The 18,387-nt window shown below is 46.7% G+C and carries 19 protein-coding genes and 1 pseudogene; 16 read left to right on the forward strand and 4 right to left on the reverse strand.

Annotated elements, in window-relative coordinates; translation table 11 throughout:
• Positions 1-119: 119 nt before the first annotated feature.
• Positions 120-812, reverse strand: coding sequence for a VanZ family protein (locus tag H7F31_RS06455; protein WP_187103453.1), 693 nt, complete (start codon positions 810-812; stop codon positions 120-122).
• Positions 809-1,138 carry a PadR family transcriptional regulator gene (locus H7F31_RS06460; RefSeq protein WP_187103454.1) on the reverse strand — a complete coding sequence of 110 codons (330 nt, stop codon included), beginning with the start codon at positions 1,136-1,138 and terminating at the stop codon, positions 809-811. The genes H7F31_RS06455 and H7F31_RS06460 overlap by 4 nt, the downstream gene beginning before the upstream one ends.
• A gap of 186 nt (positions 1,139-1,324) precedes the next feature.
• Here H7F31_RS06460 and H7F31_RS06465 point away from each other — a divergent pair, with 186 nt between their 5' ends.
• The 8 genes and pseudogenes from H7F31_RS06465 to H7F31_RS06505 all read left to right on the forward strand — a co-directional run bounded on the left by H7F31_RS06465 (position 1,325) and on the right by H7F31_RS06505 (position 7,839).
• Complete coding sequence (locus tag H7F31_RS06465) at positions 1,325-1,510, forward strand: MOSC domain-containing protein (protein WP_187103455.1); 186 nt, start codon at positions 1,325-1,327, stop codon at positions 1,508-1,510.
• 77 nt (positions 1,511-1,587) lie between these two features.
• Entirely contained in the window at positions 1,588-2,529 is a 942-nt protein-coding gene (locus H7F31_RS06470; protein ID WP_187103456.1) for a DUF5667 domain-containing protein, read from the forward strand.
• A gap of 122 nt (positions 2,530-2,651) precedes the next feature.
• Positions 2,652-2,960, forward strand: a complete 309-nt coding sequence (locus H7F31_RS06475) for a TolB family protein (protein ID WP_222622741.1) — start codon at positions 2,652-2,654, stop codon at positions 2,958-2,960.
• Positions 2,961-3,372: 412 nt separating this feature from the next.
• A pseudogene (locus H7F31_RS06480) lies at positions 3,373-3,920 on the forward strand (transposase).
• A gap of 250 nt (positions 3,921-4,170) precedes the next feature.
• The gene (locus tag H7F31_RS06490; protein WP_187103459.1) at positions 4,171-4,383 is read left to right on the forward strand and encodes a hypothetical protein; all 213 of its coding nucleotides are present in this window, start codon (positions 4,171-4,173) and stop codon (positions 4,381-4,383) included.
• 1 nt (position 4,384) lies between these two features.
• On the forward strand, positions 4,385-5,338 hold the full coding sequence (locus tag H7F31_RS06495; RefSeq protein WP_187103460.1) for a hypothetical protein: 954 nt from the start codon (positions 4,385-4,387) through the stop codon (positions 5,336-5,338).
• A gap of 4 nt (positions 5,339-5,342) precedes the next feature.
• Positions 5,343-5,828, forward strand: coding sequence for a hypothetical protein (locus H7F31_RS06500; protein ID WP_187103461.1), 486 nt, complete (start codon positions 5,343-5,345; stop codon positions 5,826-5,828).
• The gene (locus H7F31_RS06505) at positions 5,812-7,839 is read left to right on the forward strand and encodes a hypothetical protein (RefSeq protein ID WP_187103462.1); all 2,028 of its coding nucleotides are present in this window, start codon (positions 5,812-5,814) and stop codon (positions 7,837-7,839) included. The genes H7F31_RS06500 and H7F31_RS06505 overlap by 17 nt, the downstream gene beginning before the upstream one ends.
• 447 nt (positions 7,840-8,286) lie before the next feature.
• Here H7F31_RS06505 and H7F31_RS06510 read toward each other — a convergent pair whose 3' ends face one another.
• On the reverse strand, positions 8,287-8,760 hold the full coding sequence (locus H7F31_RS06510; RefSeq protein ID WP_187103463.1) for a carboxymuconolactone decarboxylase family protein: 474 nt from the start codon (positions 8,758-8,760) through the stop codon (positions 8,287-8,289).
• 117 nt (positions 8,761-8,877) lie between these two features.
• Here H7F31_RS06510 and H7F31_RS06515 point away from each other — a divergent pair, with 117 nt between their 5' ends.
• Positions 8,878-9,747: a sigma-70 family RNA polymerase sigma factor gene (locus tag H7F31_RS06515; RefSeq protein WP_187103464.1), complete on the forward strand. Its 870-nt coding sequence runs from the start codon at positions 8,878-8,880 to the stop codon at positions 9,745-9,747.
• 89 nt (positions 9,748-9,836) lie between these two features.
• On the opposite strand, the gene H7F31_RS06520 is transcribed toward H7F31_RS06515, so the two are convergent.
• Positions 9,837-10,253, reverse strand: a complete 417-nt coding sequence (locus H7F31_RS06520) for a VOC family protein (RefSeq protein ID WP_187103465.1) — start codon at positions 10,251-10,253, stop codon at positions 9,837-9,839.
• 373 nt (positions 10,254-10,626) lie between these two features.
• On the opposite strand from H7F31_RS06520, the gene H7F31_RS06525 reads away from it, so the two are divergent.
• The 7 genes from H7F31_RS06525 to H7F31_RS06555 all read left to right on the forward strand — a co-directional run bounded on the left by H7F31_RS06525 (position 10,627) and on the right by H7F31_RS06555 (position 18,362).
• The gene (locus tag H7F31_RS06525) at positions 10,627-10,875 is read left to right on the forward strand and encodes a type II toxin-antitoxin system Phd/YefM family antitoxin (protein WP_261800326.1); all 249 of its coding nucleotides are present in this window, start codon (positions 10,627-10,629) and stop codon (positions 10,873-10,875) included.
• Entirely contained in the window at positions 10,872-11,309 is a 438-nt protein-coding gene (locus H7F31_RS06530; protein ID WP_187103468.1) for a type II toxin-antitoxin system VapC family toxin, read from the forward strand. The genes H7F31_RS06525 and H7F31_RS06530 overlap by 4 nt, the downstream gene beginning before the upstream one ends.
• 409 nt (positions 11,310-11,718) lie before the next feature.
• Entirely contained in the window at positions 11,719-12,675 is a 957-nt protein-coding gene (locus H7F31_RS06535) for an ABC transporter permease (protein ID WP_187103469.1), read from the forward strand.
• Positions 12,676-12,706: 31 nt separating this feature from the next.
• Complete coding sequence (locus tag H7F31_RS06540; RefSeq protein WP_187103470.1) at positions 12,707-13,585, forward strand: carbohydrate ABC transporter permease; 879 nt, start codon at positions 12,707-12,709, stop codon at positions 13,583-13,585.
• 93 nt (positions 13,586-13,678) lie between these two features.
• Positions 13,679-15,277: an extracellular solute-binding protein gene (locus H7F31_RS06545; RefSeq protein ID WP_187103471.1), complete on the forward strand. Its 1,599-nt coding sequence runs from the start codon at positions 13,679-13,681 to the stop codon at positions 15,275-15,277.
• An 82-nt stretch (positions 15,278-15,359) separates the two neighbouring features.
• Positions 15,360-17,093, forward strand: coding sequence for a polysaccharide deacetylase family protein (locus tag H7F31_RS06550; RefSeq protein WP_187103472.1), 1,734 nt, complete (start codon positions 15,360-15,362; stop codon positions 17,091-17,093).
• A gap of 27 nt (positions 17,094-17,120) precedes the next feature.
• Positions 17,121-18,362 carry a DegT/DnrJ/EryC1/StrS family aminotransferase gene (locus H7F31_RS06555; RefSeq protein ID WP_187103473.1) on the forward strand — a complete coding sequence of 414 codons (1,242 nt, stop codon included), beginning with the start codon at positions 17,121-17,123 and terminating at the stop codon, positions 18,360-18,362.
• The last annotated feature ends 25 nt before the right edge of the window (positions 18,363-18,387 follow it).

The raw sequence follows: 18,387 nt of genomic DNA on the forward strand, positions 1-18,387 counted from the left end.
GCGTGGGTGGTACGGCGAGCATAAATGCGAGAGTGAAGTGAAATTCGTTTAATTCGGTAAAATGCAAAGAGCAGGAATGCGTGCATTCCTGCTCTTTTATTTCGAATCGTACAGCACATTTACTTTATCGCTGGGCGAAGCTTATGCAAAGTAGTCCGCCAACCCACATCAGCCATTATCCATACTGCGTATCCAATTGCCCCACCGAGTACGTTCAAAACGAGATCATCTACGTCAAAAGAGCCGAGACGCGCACCTAGCTGGGTCAGTTCGATGGTTAGGCTGGCCAGCATCGTCCAGACGATGCTCATCGAGAAACGCCGTGCCTTAGCGAATAGAATCGGTAGCAGGAAACCAAGTGGAACGAATAGCAGAACGTTGCCGAAGAGATTAAAGAACCAAGTATCGAAGTTGTAACTCTGGTAACGGTTGGCGTACATCAGAATGGTTTGAAAAGGAATAAAGTTGGGATTAGGCAGTTCCGTGTGGCGTAGTATAAGTCGCGATTGGCTCAAGAGTAGTTGGTAAACAATGATTAGCGAATAAGACGTGAAGACGAACCACGACAAGGCTAACAGCCATTTTCGATACGGTAATACCGACTTGTTAATCAAGCCTCCCACAAGCCCCGATTCGCCGAAATCGGCGATTGCCAACTTAATCGCATGCGCATCTTGCACACCATCGGTGACATAGCTCCTCCGTAATTGCTCCAGATGATCGAGAAACTCTTCGTACAACTCCCGTTTAGTTTCAGCCGATGCGTCAACTTTTTGAAGGATTTTGTTTAAATACTCTTCAAAGGAATTCATGCGAAACCCGCCTTTCTGCAAGATTGAATAAGCGCGTGTACTTGATCCCAAGCAGCCAGCTTCTCGGTCAACTCCGCACTTCCGGTTTCCGTGAGCGCGTAGAATTTCCTCCGGCCGCTTGCTTCGTTGTCGGTCCAATAGGAACGAAGTAATCCTTTGTTTTCGAGCCGTCTTAGCGCAGGATAGAGCGTCCCTTGGCTCATCTGGTACGAATCTCGGCTTGATTCCTTCAACTGTTGGACAATCTCGTAGCCGTATGTATCCTTGCGTGCGATGATGGAGAGCAGAAGGATGTCGATGCTGCCTTTCAAAATCTCTTTGTCCATGCCATTCACCTCTAACAATAATTGTATAGCGACATATGTCGTTATGCAAGTAGTGTTTTCAATTTAGTAAATTCGTTGTGCTATCGGGGAACGTTATCTCTACAACAAACGCAACAAAGTCACTCTTCCTTCGTTTACATAAATAGGAAAAGCTTGAGGGCATTAAAGGTGAAGTAACAGTAACGCATGCAGGTGGACAGCTATTGCGAGCGCTGCAGTCTCATCACGATCGACCCGGATACGCTGGAGACGAACAAGAAGGTGCTCCAAAAAGTAAAGGACGAATTGGACCTGCATTTCGGCGTATACGCCTCCGTCGTTAAGACGGGAAAAATTCGCCTCGGTGACGAGGTTTGGTTAGCGACCCCCTGAAAAACATTCATCCATCCGTATACTTAAATTAAATGCCGCTGCAGCGCACAAGCCAACAAGATGGGATGGATGATCATATGAATTACAAGGGATTAATAGCCAAAGGCACGATCGCGAGCATGCTCGCGCTTTCTATTGGGACAGGCTCGGCATGGGCGGATGAGGCGGGAACGCAGCCAACCGTTACATCTGATGCAGCCGCGACTACAAGCACAACAAGCGCAACAAGCACAACAGAAACCGAACAGAAAACGCCTTCTCTTCTGCCGGGTGATTTCTTCTATTTCGTCAAAATGGTCTATGAACGTATTCAGCTTGAATATGCTTCAAACGATATGGAAGAAGCGATTCTGCTTGCTCAATTTGCTCAAGAACGGTTAGCCGAAATGGCTGTTCTGCTCGAGGAAGGAAGCTTCGAAGCGGCGGAGGAAGCGTTCCTGCTATCGCTGTCCCAACAGCAGCAAGCGATCGAAACGGCCGCATCCTTCACGGATCCGGCAACAACAGAAACGACCGTTGAAGGAGATGCGACTGAAACGGCAGCAGAAGAAGGAGCCTTACAAGAAGAGGACCAGGCCGGCTCGGAAGCTGAAGAGGGCGTGGAGCCTGTCCAAGCAGACAATGTGAAGAACTCTCTGCAGCATAATATCGTGGCATTGACCGCCGCGCTGGAGAAAGTAAAAAATCCGCAGGCGCAAAGCTCCTTGCTGAAAAATATTACGAAATCCTTTGCTAAACTGGAGAAGAAACTGACGAAGCTTAGCGAGAAGAAAGAAGTCGCGGCAACGGCTCCGGTTAGCCAAGAGACGGCGGCTTCTACGGATGGATACGCGGAAAGCACCGAGACAATCGAAACAGCCGAGACAGCGGTTGACGACAATGACAATGAATACGTAAAGCCGGGTCAAGAGAAAAAACAATCTCCGAAGAAAGCGGAGAAGCAGCCGAACAAACCTGCCAAATCGCAGGGGAATGCAGGCAAAAGCGAATCCGCCGGGTCCAAAAAAGAAGCAAAATAAATGAAACAAGGCTGCCGTGCGAATGGCAGCCTTTTTCCTTGCAGCCACGTGACGGCAAACGGTCCCTCTGGGACTGTCGCCTAATTAGCGCCTTTAAGATGCATCAGGAGAGGATGTTAACCGTGATAGCTGTTCCTCATCATTTTGATCAAGGATGGATTGCCTACACGTCGGACCGTAACGGAACGTTCGACATTTGGCTGTATCGGCCGCAGAGCGGTCTTCATTTTCAACTTACACGAGGGCTTGGGGCGGAGCATTCCGTTCCTTATTGGTCTCCGGACAACAGGAGAATGGTGCGCTGGCGGAGAGCAAGCGACCCAGCTCTGGATCGTCGATATCCGGCGTCAGATGCCAGTGAACGTTCACAGTGGCGGCCGGATTACCGCCCTGCAATGGTCTACTCGCGTCATCAAAAGACCGTCTCTTAAAGAGAGGATTCAACCAATCATAATTATTGTTATTCTTTAAGCTAACGGGGAACGTTAGTTTAACAAGAACAGCGGCAGTCTAGGACTTTATTTACTTGTCCTTGGCTGCCGCTGCTTTATATTAATGCCTCAGGTACGTGTCCTTTGTAAGGATCTGTTGCCACGTCTACAGAAATACGAAACCCAGCAAGAGGTTCTTGGTGAACGAAACAGCTTCAGCAAGACCGATCATGACGCTACATTCATGCGGATGAAAGAAGATCACATGCGTAATGGACAGCTTAAGCCTGGCTACAATGTACAGATGGGGACAGAGAACCAGTTCATTATCGGATACAGCTTGCATCAACGTCCGACTGATACGCGTTGCCTAAAACCTCACTTGGAGAAGGTTTAAGCAGCGCTCGGGAAGTTGCCGAAAACGGTTATTGCGGACGCTGGATACGGTGGTGAGGAAAACTACAAGTACAGCACCTACCACAAGGAAAAAACAAAGAAGTGGAAGCAAGATATCAGTAAGCTAGACAACTGGCAGTACGACGAGGCCGAAGACACGTGGACATGTGCGGCAGGACAAAAACTGCTGTTCCGTTATGAAAGTAAGGAGAAAACGGAAAGTGGATACGAGCTAAGAAAACGGCATTATCGGAGCAAAAGTTGTGACGGGTGTCCGCTTAAAGAAGCTTGTACAAAATCGAAAGGTAATCGCGAAATCAGTGTAAGTATGAAGTATTTACGCTACAAGGAACAAGCCCGCGAGAAACTTAGAAGCGAGGAAGGATACGCGTTAGCGGTTCGGAGAGCGTGTTTGGGCAAATGAAGAACAACAGAGGGTTCCGGCGTTTTCTGCTTCGAGGCTTGCCAAAAGTAAGCCTTGAGGTCGGGTGGCTTTCGCTTGCCCACAATTTGCTCAAGAAGGCAGCAATAGACCGAAAGCCAGAAAAGGCGGTGCAGGGATAACATCCTAGCACTGCCTTTTCTTCATTATTGACGTTTCATTCATCAAGTGAGCTGTCTCATCGAGCGGACGAACTTACTTTTGAGACAGCTCCTTTTTTTTGAATAAATCGGGTTGAATATTGTAAAATTTTATGTTCCGTTTAATGGTCTAAACAATTAGAATACATATATATAGTATGCGGAGAAAAATGACGGAAATGGTAGTGTAAATTGAATTTCACAAAATGAATGTAAGGAGGAGGAATACTAGTTGACTTTATTAGCAGAACCTCCTCAGGTAAATAATCGAATGTTCTTTGGCAATTTAGAAGTGGTTATTGTAAAAATTATTGAACCTGTTCAATTGGCCAAGGTTAAGTTATATTCGTCGCCTAAAACATTTATGGTTAACTTATCCGCTTTACAGAATACGCCGGACACAAGTAGTTCAATCTCTATTTCAATTTTAGGCGGGGTGCTTTGAAATGTTAGACTTTATCGACAGTTACTTAACTGGTGACGCATGGGAGAGGCTTTGCGAATCATGTTTTCGTATGAAATATGAAGACGAACACTTCACGCCTATTCCTGCTGTCCATGGTGGTGATGGGGGAATCGAGGGGTTTACTAGGACGGGGAGAGTTTATCAGTGTTATTGCCCAGAACGGGAGTATTCAGATGACGAATTACACAATCATTTAAGAAACAAAATGACTAAAGACATAAATAAACTTGTTTCTTTGAAATATGGAAAGCGATTAAAGGAGTTAGGTGTATTAAGAATTAAGGAATGGCACTTTGTTATTCCGCAATACAAAGATTCAAGGATTATAGTGCATGCCGAGACTAAAAGAAAAGAAGTACTTGCATATAAAAGAGAAAATCCAGAAGAGTATGACTACATTGATGAAAGCTTTGCGATAGTAATCAAACAAGCCGAGGATTTCAAAGTTGAGATTACTCGTATTATTCGATCTACAATTACCGACGTTAAATTAAACTTTGCTATATTTAATGCAGGAAAGCCTGATTGGTCAAAATGTGATTCTGAAAAGGCGGATAATATTAAAAGAAAAGTTAAGGCCGTTATGGGTGAGGTGGATGAGTCGGACGAAGACTTTAATGACGTAGTGAATATGTACATAGAATCATACATCAACGGAATCGAGATTCTCAGAATCTTAAGAGTATCGTACTCGGAAGTATATGAAGATTTATACATGCTAGAACAGTCCTATAAAAAGCAGGTCAAGATAAAAACGAAAATGAACACGGACAGCTCAATGAATTCAAAGCTATTTAACGATATACTTGATGACTTTCAAAATAAACTTGAGCAACAGTTTAAGTATCTCACTCCAGCTTCAATAATGGACCTAAAAAATGATCTTGTAAGTGGTTGGCTTGCGGACTGTTCAATGCAATTCAAAAGTAGGTGAGGATATGAAAAGAAGCTACGTACTTACTGATGAGATTATTTTTGACGCTAAACCCGATGCTGTACCATTTAATTATCGAATAAGTTACAAGATTGCACAGCTTATTCTTATATTAGAGTTTACTGCACGCGGTGGTTGTTCATTAATGAAATTGCAAATGATATCTACGGCACTAAGTACTACAAGCGACAGAGAAAAACTATGGGAATTTGCAAATAATAATACCAATAGCTATACGGTTGTAAGGTTTGATCCTGCGGTAAATCGAGCGGTGAAATATGCGATTGCTGAGGGGCTACTCACACAACAGAAGAATGGATTGTTTCGTCTTGCTAAAAAGGGAAAAGAATTCATGAAGATAATTATGAAGGATCCAAACCTGTTGAGTTCTGAAAAAAAGTACTTGTTTTTACTTTCTAATAAGCTAACCGAAGAGAAAATAAAGGAGCTAACATCTTTTTGGAGGTACACCAATGATAAGGATAAATAGATTAAGAATAGAAATTAAGACAAAAGATAAAGTTTTTGGTTTTGATGAAAGATTTGAGTCGGGGTTAAATCTTATTGCAAGCGATGATAACACTCGAGGCAAAAGTTCAATTATTGCAATGATTTATTATTGCTTGGGATTCGAAGAGATTATTGGAGGACGCGGTGAGAAGGTACTTACCGCAGCTTTTAAATCCGTTATTGAGGATGGGAAAAACGCTTTGGCTGTTCTTGAATCAGGGGCATATTTAGAAATTACGAATGGCATCGAAGTTATTACTATTTTCAGAACAGCTAAGATGGAAAATAGGGATAGTAGATTGATAACTGTATACTATTCAAACTTAGAAAATATTTACCTGCCAGAGACGCAAGCCGAAGACATGTATGTTCATTTGCCTAACTCTGCGAATAATAAAAAGGGGTTTCATAACTACCTAGAAACATTCTTACATATTGAGTTGCCTTTCGTCCCAGCTACCGATGATGCTGTTAGGAAGTTATATCTTCAATTGATATTCTCAGGGATGTTTATTGAACAAAAACACGGTTGGGCGGATATTCTATCTGGAATTCCAATATTGGGAATAAAAGAGTCAAAGAAGCGAGTAATTGAATTCATACTAAACTTAGATACGCTGGATAATGAAAAGAAAAAAGACAAGTTACGTTCTGAAGAGGATAACATTAAAAAAGAGTGGAATGCAATTGTAAGAGATGTAACGCTACTCGTTAATAGGGAGTCTTGCATAATTACTGGACTACCTGTTTCTCCGAAAATATTAACTGACTTAGACTATTCAAAGATTATCATTCAGAAGAACAACGAACACATAGATGATTATATAGAGAACTTATCCGAGGAATACAATGCTCTAGTTGCTTTGAAACCCAAAATTATCGACAACTTTGAAGAACTTCAGATTGAACTCAGCGAAACTGAGAATACTATGCGTGAATATGAAAGAGACATCATTAAACTAAGGGATCTTTTAGATTCTGAGTATATAAGTATTAGGCGATTACAAAATAATCTAGAGATAATTGAGACAGACATCAGTAATAATAAGGATGCTGCACGTCTCCGGGATCTTGGATCAGAAATAGATCTTTATACTTCGAAAGATGTTTGTCCGACGTGCCATCAAGATATATCTGATTCATTATTACCGCTTCCGAAAGACATGCCGACTATGAGTATCGATGAAAACATAAGACACTTAAATGCTCAAAATGACATGCTTAAGTTCGCAAAGTTAAGTCATGAAAGCAATATAGAAAAATTCCAAAATAGTATCAACCTTATGGAGGGGAGTTTGTTTAAGCTTCGGAGTTTGGCTAAATCACTAAGGAGTGATATATACCAGACAAATGATAGCTTTTCTGAAGCACTTGTCTATAAGAGGCTAAATATTGAATCAGAAATAAGTAATCTTAATAGACTAATTGAATTTTATTCAAACCATAAAGTTACTTTAGAAAAATTATCTGAAAGATGGAAGGATTATCTCGATAAGAAAGAAGCTTTGCCTGGCAATAAATATACTGAAAGAGATATCATTAAGTTAAACCATCTGCAGAGATATTTTGTCGATAACATAAAAAAGTTCGGATATAAAAGTGTCATGAACTTAAACCAGGTAGAGATATCAAAAGAAAATTATCTGCCGGCAATAGAAGGATTCGATATGAAGTTTGATTCATCGGCAAGCGATCACATTCGAGCTATTTGGGCGTTTACTCTAGCGCTATTGCAGACATCAATAAGAGATACAGGGAATCATCCAGGCATATTAATTTTCGATGAGCCTGCACAACATAGTATTGTTGTGAGTGATATGAAGGAGTTTTTTGGTAGTATTATTAATAGTGTTGGTGTAAGTCAAGTAATTATCGGTATTACTGTGAAGGATAGTGATACTCGTCGAGTAGTAAATGAACTTCCTAAGGGAAAATATAATATAATCATGGTACCAAATAAAGCATTTCAAAACCTGGACAAAAGTCTATAAAGTTAATGATATTTCTCCCATTTGGCTAAAAGTCAGGGAATAATCTACATAGGCTATTACCAAAAAAATGAATTAAACTAACTCAAGAAATCAATGGGTGAGTGAAACCTGTCGTTTCCAACTTTAATGTCCACGGCAAAAACTTGGCGTCAAACTTTAATGTACGCAGATGATATTATTGAAATCCCCAAATCCCTTGATAATATAAGGTTTCCTGGTGTCCAACTTTAATGTTCGCGGACATTGAAAAATAAAGTATTAGACCGGCAACGCCCATTAAGCTAACGGTGCAGTTTAGTTTAAGATCAAACACGGTGAACCTTATCACAAGTAACGGCAAGTTTTTTGACAATTTGCTTGGTTTATATGTGAAGCCTAGACGGCCTCTTGGCATCTAACTATGGGGATAGGACGACTACATGGAGTCGTCCTTTTCCTGTTTTATCTTCAATTGGCGACCGAAGTGGCAACAATCTGCTTGGTCGTGACATTGAGGCGATTATATAGGTTGGCTGTTGCAATACCTGCGATCAGAGTCGCCAATGCCTGTTCTTCGTAATGTCTGGCAGCCTCGTCGTAGATTTCATCAGGCACGGAATCTGCTCTGTCGTTAATTCGGGTAACGGCTTCGCTGAGCGCAAGGGCTGCTCGTTCCGCGTCATTGAAGTGGGAAGTTTCACGCCATGCCGAAACGGCGAGAAGTCGGTCTGCCGTTTCGCCTGCCGCTTGCGCATTGCGCGAGTGGAGATCGACGCACACGCTGTCTCCATTAATTTGGCTCGCACGGAGATAAGCAAGAAACATTGTCTTGTTCGGGAGTCCCACAACCGCTGCAGATCCGAACAAGGCTTTACCAAGCGCTTGTAGGGCTTGACTTGCTTCTGGTAAAATCATGGCGGGGTTGTTCATTCTTGGTTTCATTGGAAACACTCCTTTGTTAAATATCGGTGCCGGTAATCGGCCCTCACTAAGTTGACGGATCAAAACTGGGGTTTGTGACATGTTCGGGAAAAATCCATTAGGAAGAAGGACTGGAAGATGAGTGCTACGCAGGATTGGTTGGCTGAGCAATTCGAAGCGCATCGCTCCCATCTTCAGGGGGTGGCTTATCGAATGCTTGGATCGTTGAGCGAAGCGGAGGATGCGGTGCAAGAATCTTGGTTCCGCTTAAGTCGATCGGATACCACCGATCTCAAGAACCTTGGAGGCTGGCTGACAACGGTTGTTTCTCGAGTATGCCTTGATATGCTTCGTACACGAAAAGCCAGAAGGGAGGAAGCGTTGGAAGGATACTTGATCGAGGCAATCGTAAGCGATGAAGCTCGAGGCAATCCTGAACAGGAAGCGTTGATGGCGGAATCTGTTGGTCTCGCGATGCTGGTTGTGCTCGGTAATCTGAATCCGGCGGAACGCGTTACATTCGTGCTTCACGATATTTTTATGATGCCATTTACCGAAATTGCCCCGATCATAGGGAAATCTGAGATGGCGACCAGACAACTTGCAAGCCGGGCACGCCGTCGAGTCCATGGGGACGTTTCGCATTTGAATCCCGATCTGTCGCGCCAACGCGAGCTGGTCGACGCATTCCTCTCTGCGGCGTACGCAGGCGATTTCGATACGTTGATTACAACGCTCGATCCAGACGTCGTACTTCGAGATGATCGACAGTTTGAAGCTGTTCGAGTGATTCGAGGCGCGGCAGCATTGGCCAAGCATGTATCGGGACGAGCGAAAGCGGCTCAGGTGGCTCTCGTGAACGGTTCTATAGGCGTCATCGCCGCTCCGCAGGGAAAACTTCTTTACGTACTCCAATTTACGCTCAAGAACGGGAAGATCTCCGAGGTCGATTTGATTTCCAACACTGCACGCATTCGCAAGCTGGATTTGTCGATTTTCCCATCATGAATAAAACTATTCATCGCGAAGAAGACGCCGGGGAAGATGCCCGGCGTCTTTCTTTATGAACCCTAGTACGTGCGTGCTATCCGTTAGCCTTAACCTTGTGCCGCATCCATGTTCATGTAGTTAATGGCCCACAGATGGCCGTCCAAGTCCACGAAGCCCCAGTGATACATGAACCCATGATCTTCAGGTTGAGCGTGCAATTTTCCGCCCAAGGAGACAGCGGTATTCACGATTTCATCGACCTTTTCCCGACTCTCGAAGGCCAATGCGATCGTCATCTGCGCATACTTGCTCGTATCGACGGATTCCCTCTCCGTGAGCGTATTAAAGAATGCTTGATTGATCAGCATGGCCTGCAGGTTGTCGCCAATCACGATGGCTACCGAATTCTCGTTCTCAGGGAATTGCGGGTTGAGCTCGAATCCAAGTCCGGTGAAGAACGCTTTCGATTGTTCTACGTTTTTTACAGGCAGGTTGAAGCTCGTGAATGCGGACGTTAATGCCATCTTCAAAACACCTCTTCGTCAAATTAGTTTGTGTTCATTTATGCCTTCGTTTATATAGACGACAGCCGACCCGGGAATTCATCGGTCTCATGGATCTCGATCAGATCGCGACAACCACTTAATTACACAGCCTGCAGGCGAGATCCTTCAGACTGAACGGAAAACAGAAAACATTAGCTTCAAAAGGTTTTCTGTCCAACCCTTTTTTGTGTCTGCTTTAGCAGAAGTGCAGTGAGGCGGAGGCCCGCCACTTCTGATGATTTCTACATATTGCTTCAAAATCGGGTGTTTAGTTCTAAAAATAAGGCGATTATAATAATGTATTCTGTGTTATAATATGGCTAGACTGTCTAGATTATTGGAGGGATCGATAATGCAATGGCAACTACAAGAGGCGAAGAACAAATTGAGCTACGTTGTTAAAAAGGCTAGGGACGAAGGAGCTCAAATCATTAGCGTACGAGGCGAACCCACTGCAATCATTTTGTCAATTGAAGAGTATAATCGGCTCACACAAATGAAATCCAGTCTAACAGATTTTTTTCAAGAATCACCTTTTTCTGATGATTTACAACTTGATTTGGAAAGAAGTACAGCCCCTTCGCGAGAGGTAGATTTATGAAATATCTTCTGGATACTAATGTCATATCAGAATTGGTCAAAAAGGAGCCTAACCCAGGTGTTCTTCTTTGGATAGAAAAATGTGATGAGATGAATTTATTTTTGAGCGTTATCACATTCGGTGAATTACAAAAAGGAATTAGTAAATTGAGTGATAAGTCTCGAGCAGATCGGTTGCAAACCTGGGTGAACCAAGATCTGAAAAAACGATTTGAAGGAAGGATTTTGCCTATCGAGCTGGACGTTGTATTAACATGGGGCAGGATACAAGGAATTTCAGAAAAGAACGGAGTAAAACTTCCTGCGATGGATAGCCTTATAGCAGCAACTGCGATTACTCATAATCTGATCGTTGTTACTCGAAATGTTGAAGATATTGAGCGTTGTCAGGGTTCCGTATTTAATCCATGGGATGATGCGTATAACAGAGCATAATAACAGCTTGAGTAACACCTATCACCATTTCAATTTTCCACCTCCGTTTTCAGACGCTGGTTCTCTTTTCGCAAACTATTCGAGCAACAGATAAGCGGTGTTCCTGCACAAAAGACGGGGACACGGCTTATTTGCGCCCGGATTACGGGAGACGCTGCCGACGCATACTAAGGCGCCTTGATGACGAAGGAAAGGTGGAACGGTTGCCCTAGGCGAAGTCGTTCCCGCTAGGCACATCGGTTAGGCAGAATCAGGTTGTCATTTGGATTCGCTTACAATTGTGCGATCGAAAACGCATTCATTTTAAAAAAAAGGATTGACAGCCATAGGCACACGCTATAAAATACAGGTAAAATACATGTTCAAATAATGATCAAAATTTCTAAAAGCGAGGAGTGCTGAGCAAGTAATGATACGAACAACAGTCCCGGTTCAGGGAAGCACGAAGTCGCGAAGCGCATGGGGAAGAATAGGTCTGCGGTTATGGAAGGAACGTTACGTTCATTTGCTGATATGGCCAGGCATCTTATATTTCCTTGTGTTCCGCTATCTTCCGATGGCCGGTCTTGTAATCGCATTCAAGGATTTCAACCCGTTTGCAGGGATATGGGCGAGCGACTGGGTCGGCTTTGCCCACTTCGCCCGTATTTTCGAAGATGATGAAGTTGTAAGAGTGCTCTGGAACACGATCAATATCGCGCTTCTGCAAATTTTAGTCGCATTTCCGGTATCGATTGTGCTTGCGCTCATGCTCAATGAGGTGCGTAACGGCACATACAAGCGATTTGTGCAATCGATGGTTTACCTCCCCCACTTCTTGTCATGGGTCGTCGTAGCGGGGATTTTCACCGTATTCCTGCGGGGAGAAGGTCTGATTAACACCGTGCTGGGCTCATGGTTCGGGATAGAAGCCATCCCGTTTCTGACGGATCCCGCGTTCTTTAAGCCGCTTATCACGCTGCAGATCATCTGGAAGGAATCCGGTTGGGGCACGATTATATTCCTGGCCGCGCTGGCCGGCGTCAATACGAGTCTTTATGAAGCAGCCGTTATCGACGGCGCCAATCGCTGGAGGCAGCTATGGCATATTACGCTCCCGTCCATTCGCGGCGTTATTGTGATCATGTTTATTATTCGTTTGGGTAACGTGCTTGACCTGGGCTTCGAGCAGATCTTCCTGATGCTTAATCCATTTAATATGGATACCGGCAACGTCCTTGATACTTATGTGTACTTCAAGGGGATTCAGCAAGGCGATGTCAGTTTTGCGACAGCGGTAGGCATGTTCAAGGGCGCTGTCGGCCTCGTGCTCGTTGTCATTGCAAACCGGATCGCCAAGCGGTTCGGCGAAGATGGACTGTATTAATTCTAAAGAGAGGGTCGGGTGATTTGCATCTATGTACAACCGGTCTATAACCGATCGAATGATTGACGCTGCCAACTGGCTGCTTCTTGCTATCGTTGCGCTGTTAATGGTGTTCCCATTCCTGCATATTTTCTCCGTATCGTTCTCATCCTTGCGGGATGTGCTGGAGAAAGAATTTATTATGTGGCCGACCAATTGGGTGACGGATGCGTATCAGACGATTCTTGCCTCCAACAACTTTATTCGCTCATTGGGCGTCTCGGCGTACATCACAATTGTGGGCACCGTTGTTAGTCTGCTGCTGACGGCCACCATGGCATACGGTCTTACGAGAAACGTGACTGGACAACGCATTATATTGCTGCTAATTATTTTCACTTTGCTGTTTAACGCTGGCATGATTCCGACATATCTGGTCGTAAAGGAAGTCGGGTTGATGAACTCGACATGGTCGCTTATCATTCCGTCGGCGATCAGTGCTTTCAACTTGATCGTGATGAGACAGTTTTTCTTAAGTATACCGAACGAGCTGACGGAAGCCGGCCTAATTGACGGCGCGAGCGAGCTGCGGATATTTACAAGCATTATGCTGCCGCTGTCCAAGCCGTCGCTGGCCGCCTTCGGATTGTTTTATGCGGTAGGCTATTGGAACAAGTATTTTGAAGGCGTTCTCTATTTGAATGATTCCTCCAAATGGCCGATCCAGGTCGTTCTGAGGCAGATTGTCATTATGAACGAGGCGACCGCAGCGTTAGGCAACGAAGCGATGCTCATGCTAGAGAATCCGCCACCTCCGGTGACGATCCAGATGGCTGCAATTTTAATGGCAACGCTCCCGATTTTGATTGTGTATCCGTTCCTGCAAAAGCATTTTGCCAAGGGGGTGATGCTCGGTTCGGTAAAGGGCTAACCGATGTGCTGTAGCGGGCAGTCCGATTGGCTAGGCGAGCATGAGCAGGCAATGATGGAAAGTTGTGAAAAGACAAAAATGGAGGGTTCTACGATGAAAAAGAAAGCGTACCTCGTATCGACAGTAGCTGCCGCAATGTTGGTTTCGGCAGCATGCTCGAACGGAAACAATGCTGGCGGCAGCAGCAGCGAGAAGCCAAGTCCGACGCAGTCGACGCCGGCGGAAAGCGCGGCGCCAGAGAAGGTTCATAAGATTAGCGGCATTACGTACATTTATGGAAACCCAGCACCTAATGACGGTGAAGGCTTGAAGAAGCTGAATGAAAAGTTTAACGTGGACTACTTCGTTGAAAAGGTTCCGGCGGAAACGTATCCAGAGAAGCTGAGCGCAGTCGTTTCCTCCGGGTCGATGCCGGATATGATCGGCTTCGAGGCCAGCCGCGCGGATAATTTCCCTCGCTGGGCGAAGCAAGGCGCATTCCTTGAGCTGAACGACTATATCGATCAGTATCCATCGCTGAAGGCCATTCCGGATGAGCTTTGGGCGCCATTTACCATCGATGGCAAAATCTACGGCATTCCGTCCTGGTCTCCGACAGAGTCAAGCTCTTTCTATATCCGTAAGGATTGGCTCGACAACCTGGGTCTGCCCGTTCCGACGAACTATGAGGAACTGGCTAGCACGCTCATCGCTTTCACGAACGACGACCCGGATAAAAACGGCAATAAGGATACGTATGGCATGGCAATCGGACAGAACATCAACCCGAACTATGCTATGGGGCCGTACTGGCAGTTCGATTCTTACTACCACCAGGACGAGAAAGGGAATTACATTCCTGGCATGATCTCGCAAGGCCGCAAGGAACTTATCGAATTCTTTAACAAGCTGTATCAAGCAAAGGCGCTGACTCCGGACTTCGCCGTTATTAACTGGGCGGATACGAATAATGAATTCTACTCCAGCAAGGCTGGCCTGTTCCTGGTTGCGCCAAGAGGCATGTCCCAGGACTACATGACAAGCTTGCTCGAGATTTCGCCGGATGCGGAATTTGCAGTGCTTCCTCCATTCCTGGCGCCAGACGGCTCCCAAGGACTTGTTGGCGGCAAGGGTTATGCTCGCTTCAATGCATTTAACGCCAAGCTGAAGGATGATCCCGAGAAGCTGAAGAAAATTCTCGACATGCATGAGTTCTCCCGTCAGTTCTACCCAATGGCCGAGCAAAATGCTTCCAATGCGGATCATGACTGGTTCTACGGCGGCGAAGGCGCAGGCTACGAGGTTGCAGACGGCAAGCGTAAAGTCATTGAGCCGGAGAAGGGCAGTCAGCCATACAACTACTTCCAGGACAACACAGCATGGGTGCTTCCGGATCAGGATCCCGAGTTCGAGTCGGCCTACACGGAGCCGAAGCTCATTCAGGCAACAACCGATCTCGTGAAGATGAGCAAAGACTATAAGCAATACTTCCAGCCGAACGTAGGGGTTGTGTCCGAGACGGAAGCGGCGAAAGGCGCAGAGCTGATGCAGTTCCTCATGAACGAACAGACCAAAATGATCGTCGGCCAACGTCCGATTTCCGATTGGGATGCCGTAGTTAATGAATATCTGTCACGCGGCGGTACTCAGATCATCGAAGAATATAATGCAGTGTTCAAGGAACGCGGCTATACAGAGCGCCGTTGGAAATAACGTATAGCGGATCGGGCTATGTATCATAGCCCGATTTGCTATCGATGGAAATGATTACGAACAGCAAAGGTGCGTTTAAACTATGAAAATGGCAAAAATAGGCATTTATCTCGATTCGCTGGCTACGGCTCGTATTCACCAGCATCATGCTAACGTTTTTCAGCTCTACATCCAGGAGCTGATGACGTTTGCGGGTATTCCATTCAGGAGCTTCGATTCGGCGGACAAAATGGACGCTGGCGATTTTGATGTAGTTATTGCGGCGCTTACCGGCGGTATGGAATCGGAAAGCAGTCTATGGGACTTCGCAGAACGAGGAGGCATCGTCATTTCCTTCGCGGGTTTGCCATACTTGGCGGCTCGGCTCGGCTGCCGGCAGCTGCAAGAGGTGCCGGTTGGCTATGCATCACTATCAGGCGAGCCTGGCGGCGGTCGCCCGATGCGATACTTTCGGGCGCGTCCATGGCTGCATACGTCCTCGGATGCGGGTTCGCTTGCGCTTTCTTGCGAGGAAGACGGCATGGTTCGCGTCGGAGCTGCAGATGGCGCCGTCGCTGGGCCGCTTCTGCAGACGTTCCGGGTTGGCAAGGGGATAATCGCCCGCTGGGCCGTAGATATTCCTACTCTGATCGTACGACTTCAGCAAGGCGAGCTGCCCGTCTATGAAGACGGCATTCCGGCGCAGGACGGATCAGGGGCCCTCACTGAAGGGATTCTGAAGGCGGACGACCAATGCCAATTGGACTGGGAAGCCGACAGAACGCACACGGCAACGGGTATGCCCTATTATGAGCATCCGTACGCAGATTATTGGCGAGAGGCGTTCATGCATCAGCTTCTGTCCGCGGCATCGGCCTCCGATCTGATTGTGCCCTTCGTCGACTACTGGCCGGCGGGAGTCGAGGCGGTTGCTATGATCTCGCATGACAGCGACTTTAATAGCGACGATGCGGGCCGGACGACTCTCGAGGTGTTAAGCGAATGCGGCGTAAGATCGACATGGTGCATGATTGAACCGGGATATTCCCCAGAACTGTATCCGATGATACGGGAGGCGGGTCATGAGCTTGCGCTTCATTATAACGCTCTGGAGATCGAGCAAGGCATTTGGTCGCAAGAGGAATTTAATCGCCAAGCGTCCTGGTTCAAGAAGGCAACCGGTCTTCCGGCGGCGACATCCAATAAAAATCACTATACGAGGTTTGAAGGCTGGGGCGAGCTGTTCCGCTGGTGCGAGGAGGCCGGGATTCAGTCCGACCAAACACGCGGTCCAAGCAAAAAGGGGAATGTTGGATTCCCGTTCTGCACAAGCCATCCGTACTTCCCGATCGCCTGGGCGGACGAATACAATCGTCTCTACGATGTGCTGGAAATTGGGTTCTTGACGCAGGATCTGATGCATCCGGCCTTATCGGATACGTCTGTTATTGCGCCTTTCCTGGAGAAGGTTATGGAGGTTCGCGGCGTCGCGCATTTTCTTTATCATCAAAAGCATATTCATGAGCTGCCTGAGGTCCGGAAAGCGTTGGTGACTACAGCAAGCGAAGCGAAGAAGCTCGGATTCGAGTTCTGGACCGGAGCCGAGATCAATGACTGGGTGAGGGCGAAGCGCGAGCTGCGGATTATTGGACTTGGCGAGGGTGGACGCTTGCGCGTAGAAGGCGAAAGAACGGCAATCGCCGCTTATCGTCCGCTGCTTGCAGGGGAGTCGTCCGATGGCGCGGTGAAGCGATTTGGACTCCCGTGCGTTTTGCTGCAGGTCGAGTTCGGAGGAGCATCGCAGCAACAATCCGTTGCGTTATCCTCATTACAATAAAGCCGAAGGGCCGAAAGGGGCAATGAAATGATAAGCAAGACGGAGGAGCTCGCGCTGTTGGGCGGGCCAAAGACGAAGACGACCGCATTTAGCACAGGCAAACGATTCGGGGTCGAGGAGGCTCGCGAGCTTCTGGAGGCGCTGGAGCAAGAGACGCTGTTTTATCATTTTGGCAATAAGGTCAAAACGTTTCTTGATGATTTTAATGCCATCTACGGCGTAAAGCACAGCGTTGCGACATCGTCCGGAACGGCGGCGATTCATGTGGCGCTCGGCGCGGCGGGCGTAACCGTTGGCGATGAGGTTATTACGAGTCCCATTACGGACCAAGGAACGCTGATTGGCATCCTATACCAGAATGCCATCCCGGTATTTGCCGATCTGGATCCGCATACGTACAACCTGGATCCCGCATCTGTCGAGGCGCGAATTACGCCGCGTACGAAGGCGATTGTCGTTGTTCACCTGGCCGGCAATCCTTGCGACATGGATGCGATCATGGCGATTGCGCAGCGTCACAACCTTAAAGTGATTGAAGATTGCGCTCAAGCCTACTTGACCGGGTACAAGGGGCGTTATGCGGGTACATTTGGCGATTATGGCTGCTTTAGCACCAATGATTTCAAACATATATCGACCGGCGAAGGCGGCATGGTTACGGTGAATTCCGGCGAGGAGACAGACTATTACCGGACACACGGCTTCGCGGACAAAAACTATCATCGATTCGGGACAGAGGTGCAGCGCGAGCTCCATTACGTTGCCCCCAACTATCGAATGACCGAATTGCAAGGCGCTGTCGGCATCGCGCAGCTGAAAAAGCTGTCATGGATTTGCGAACGTCGGCAGGCGATCGGCGATCGGATTACCGAAGGACTGCGCGGAACGCCGGGCATACATGTCCATCAAGTGACTGAAGGCGGGGCCTGCACGTATTGGTTCTACATGATGAGGCTTGACTTGTCCGCCTTATCCTGCACGAGGCAGCAATTCAGCGAGGCTCTTGAAGCGGAGGGGATTCCGAGCCGGCCCGGCTATATCCCGCAAGTGGTCTACAAGCAGCCGTTGTTCCAGCGGAAGCAGGCCTATCTGAACAGCCACTTCCCGTTTGATCTGACGGATCGTTCGTATCAACAAGGAGATTGCCCGGTAGCCGAAGAAATTTTAGAGACAGCCATACAAATTCCGATCAAAGAGTTTTATTCGGATACAGATGCAGAAGATATTATTCGAGGGGTGCGCAAGGTCGCATCGTATTACAAGAAGTAAATCTACGAAAGCGAAATCGATGACT

This window comes from Paenibacillus sp. PAMC21692, from assembly GCF_014303795.1.
In the GTDB taxonomy this organism is placed as follows: domain Bacteria; phylum Bacillota; class Bacilli; order Paenibacillales; family Paenibacillaceae; genus Pristimantibacillus; species Pristimantibacillus agaridevorans.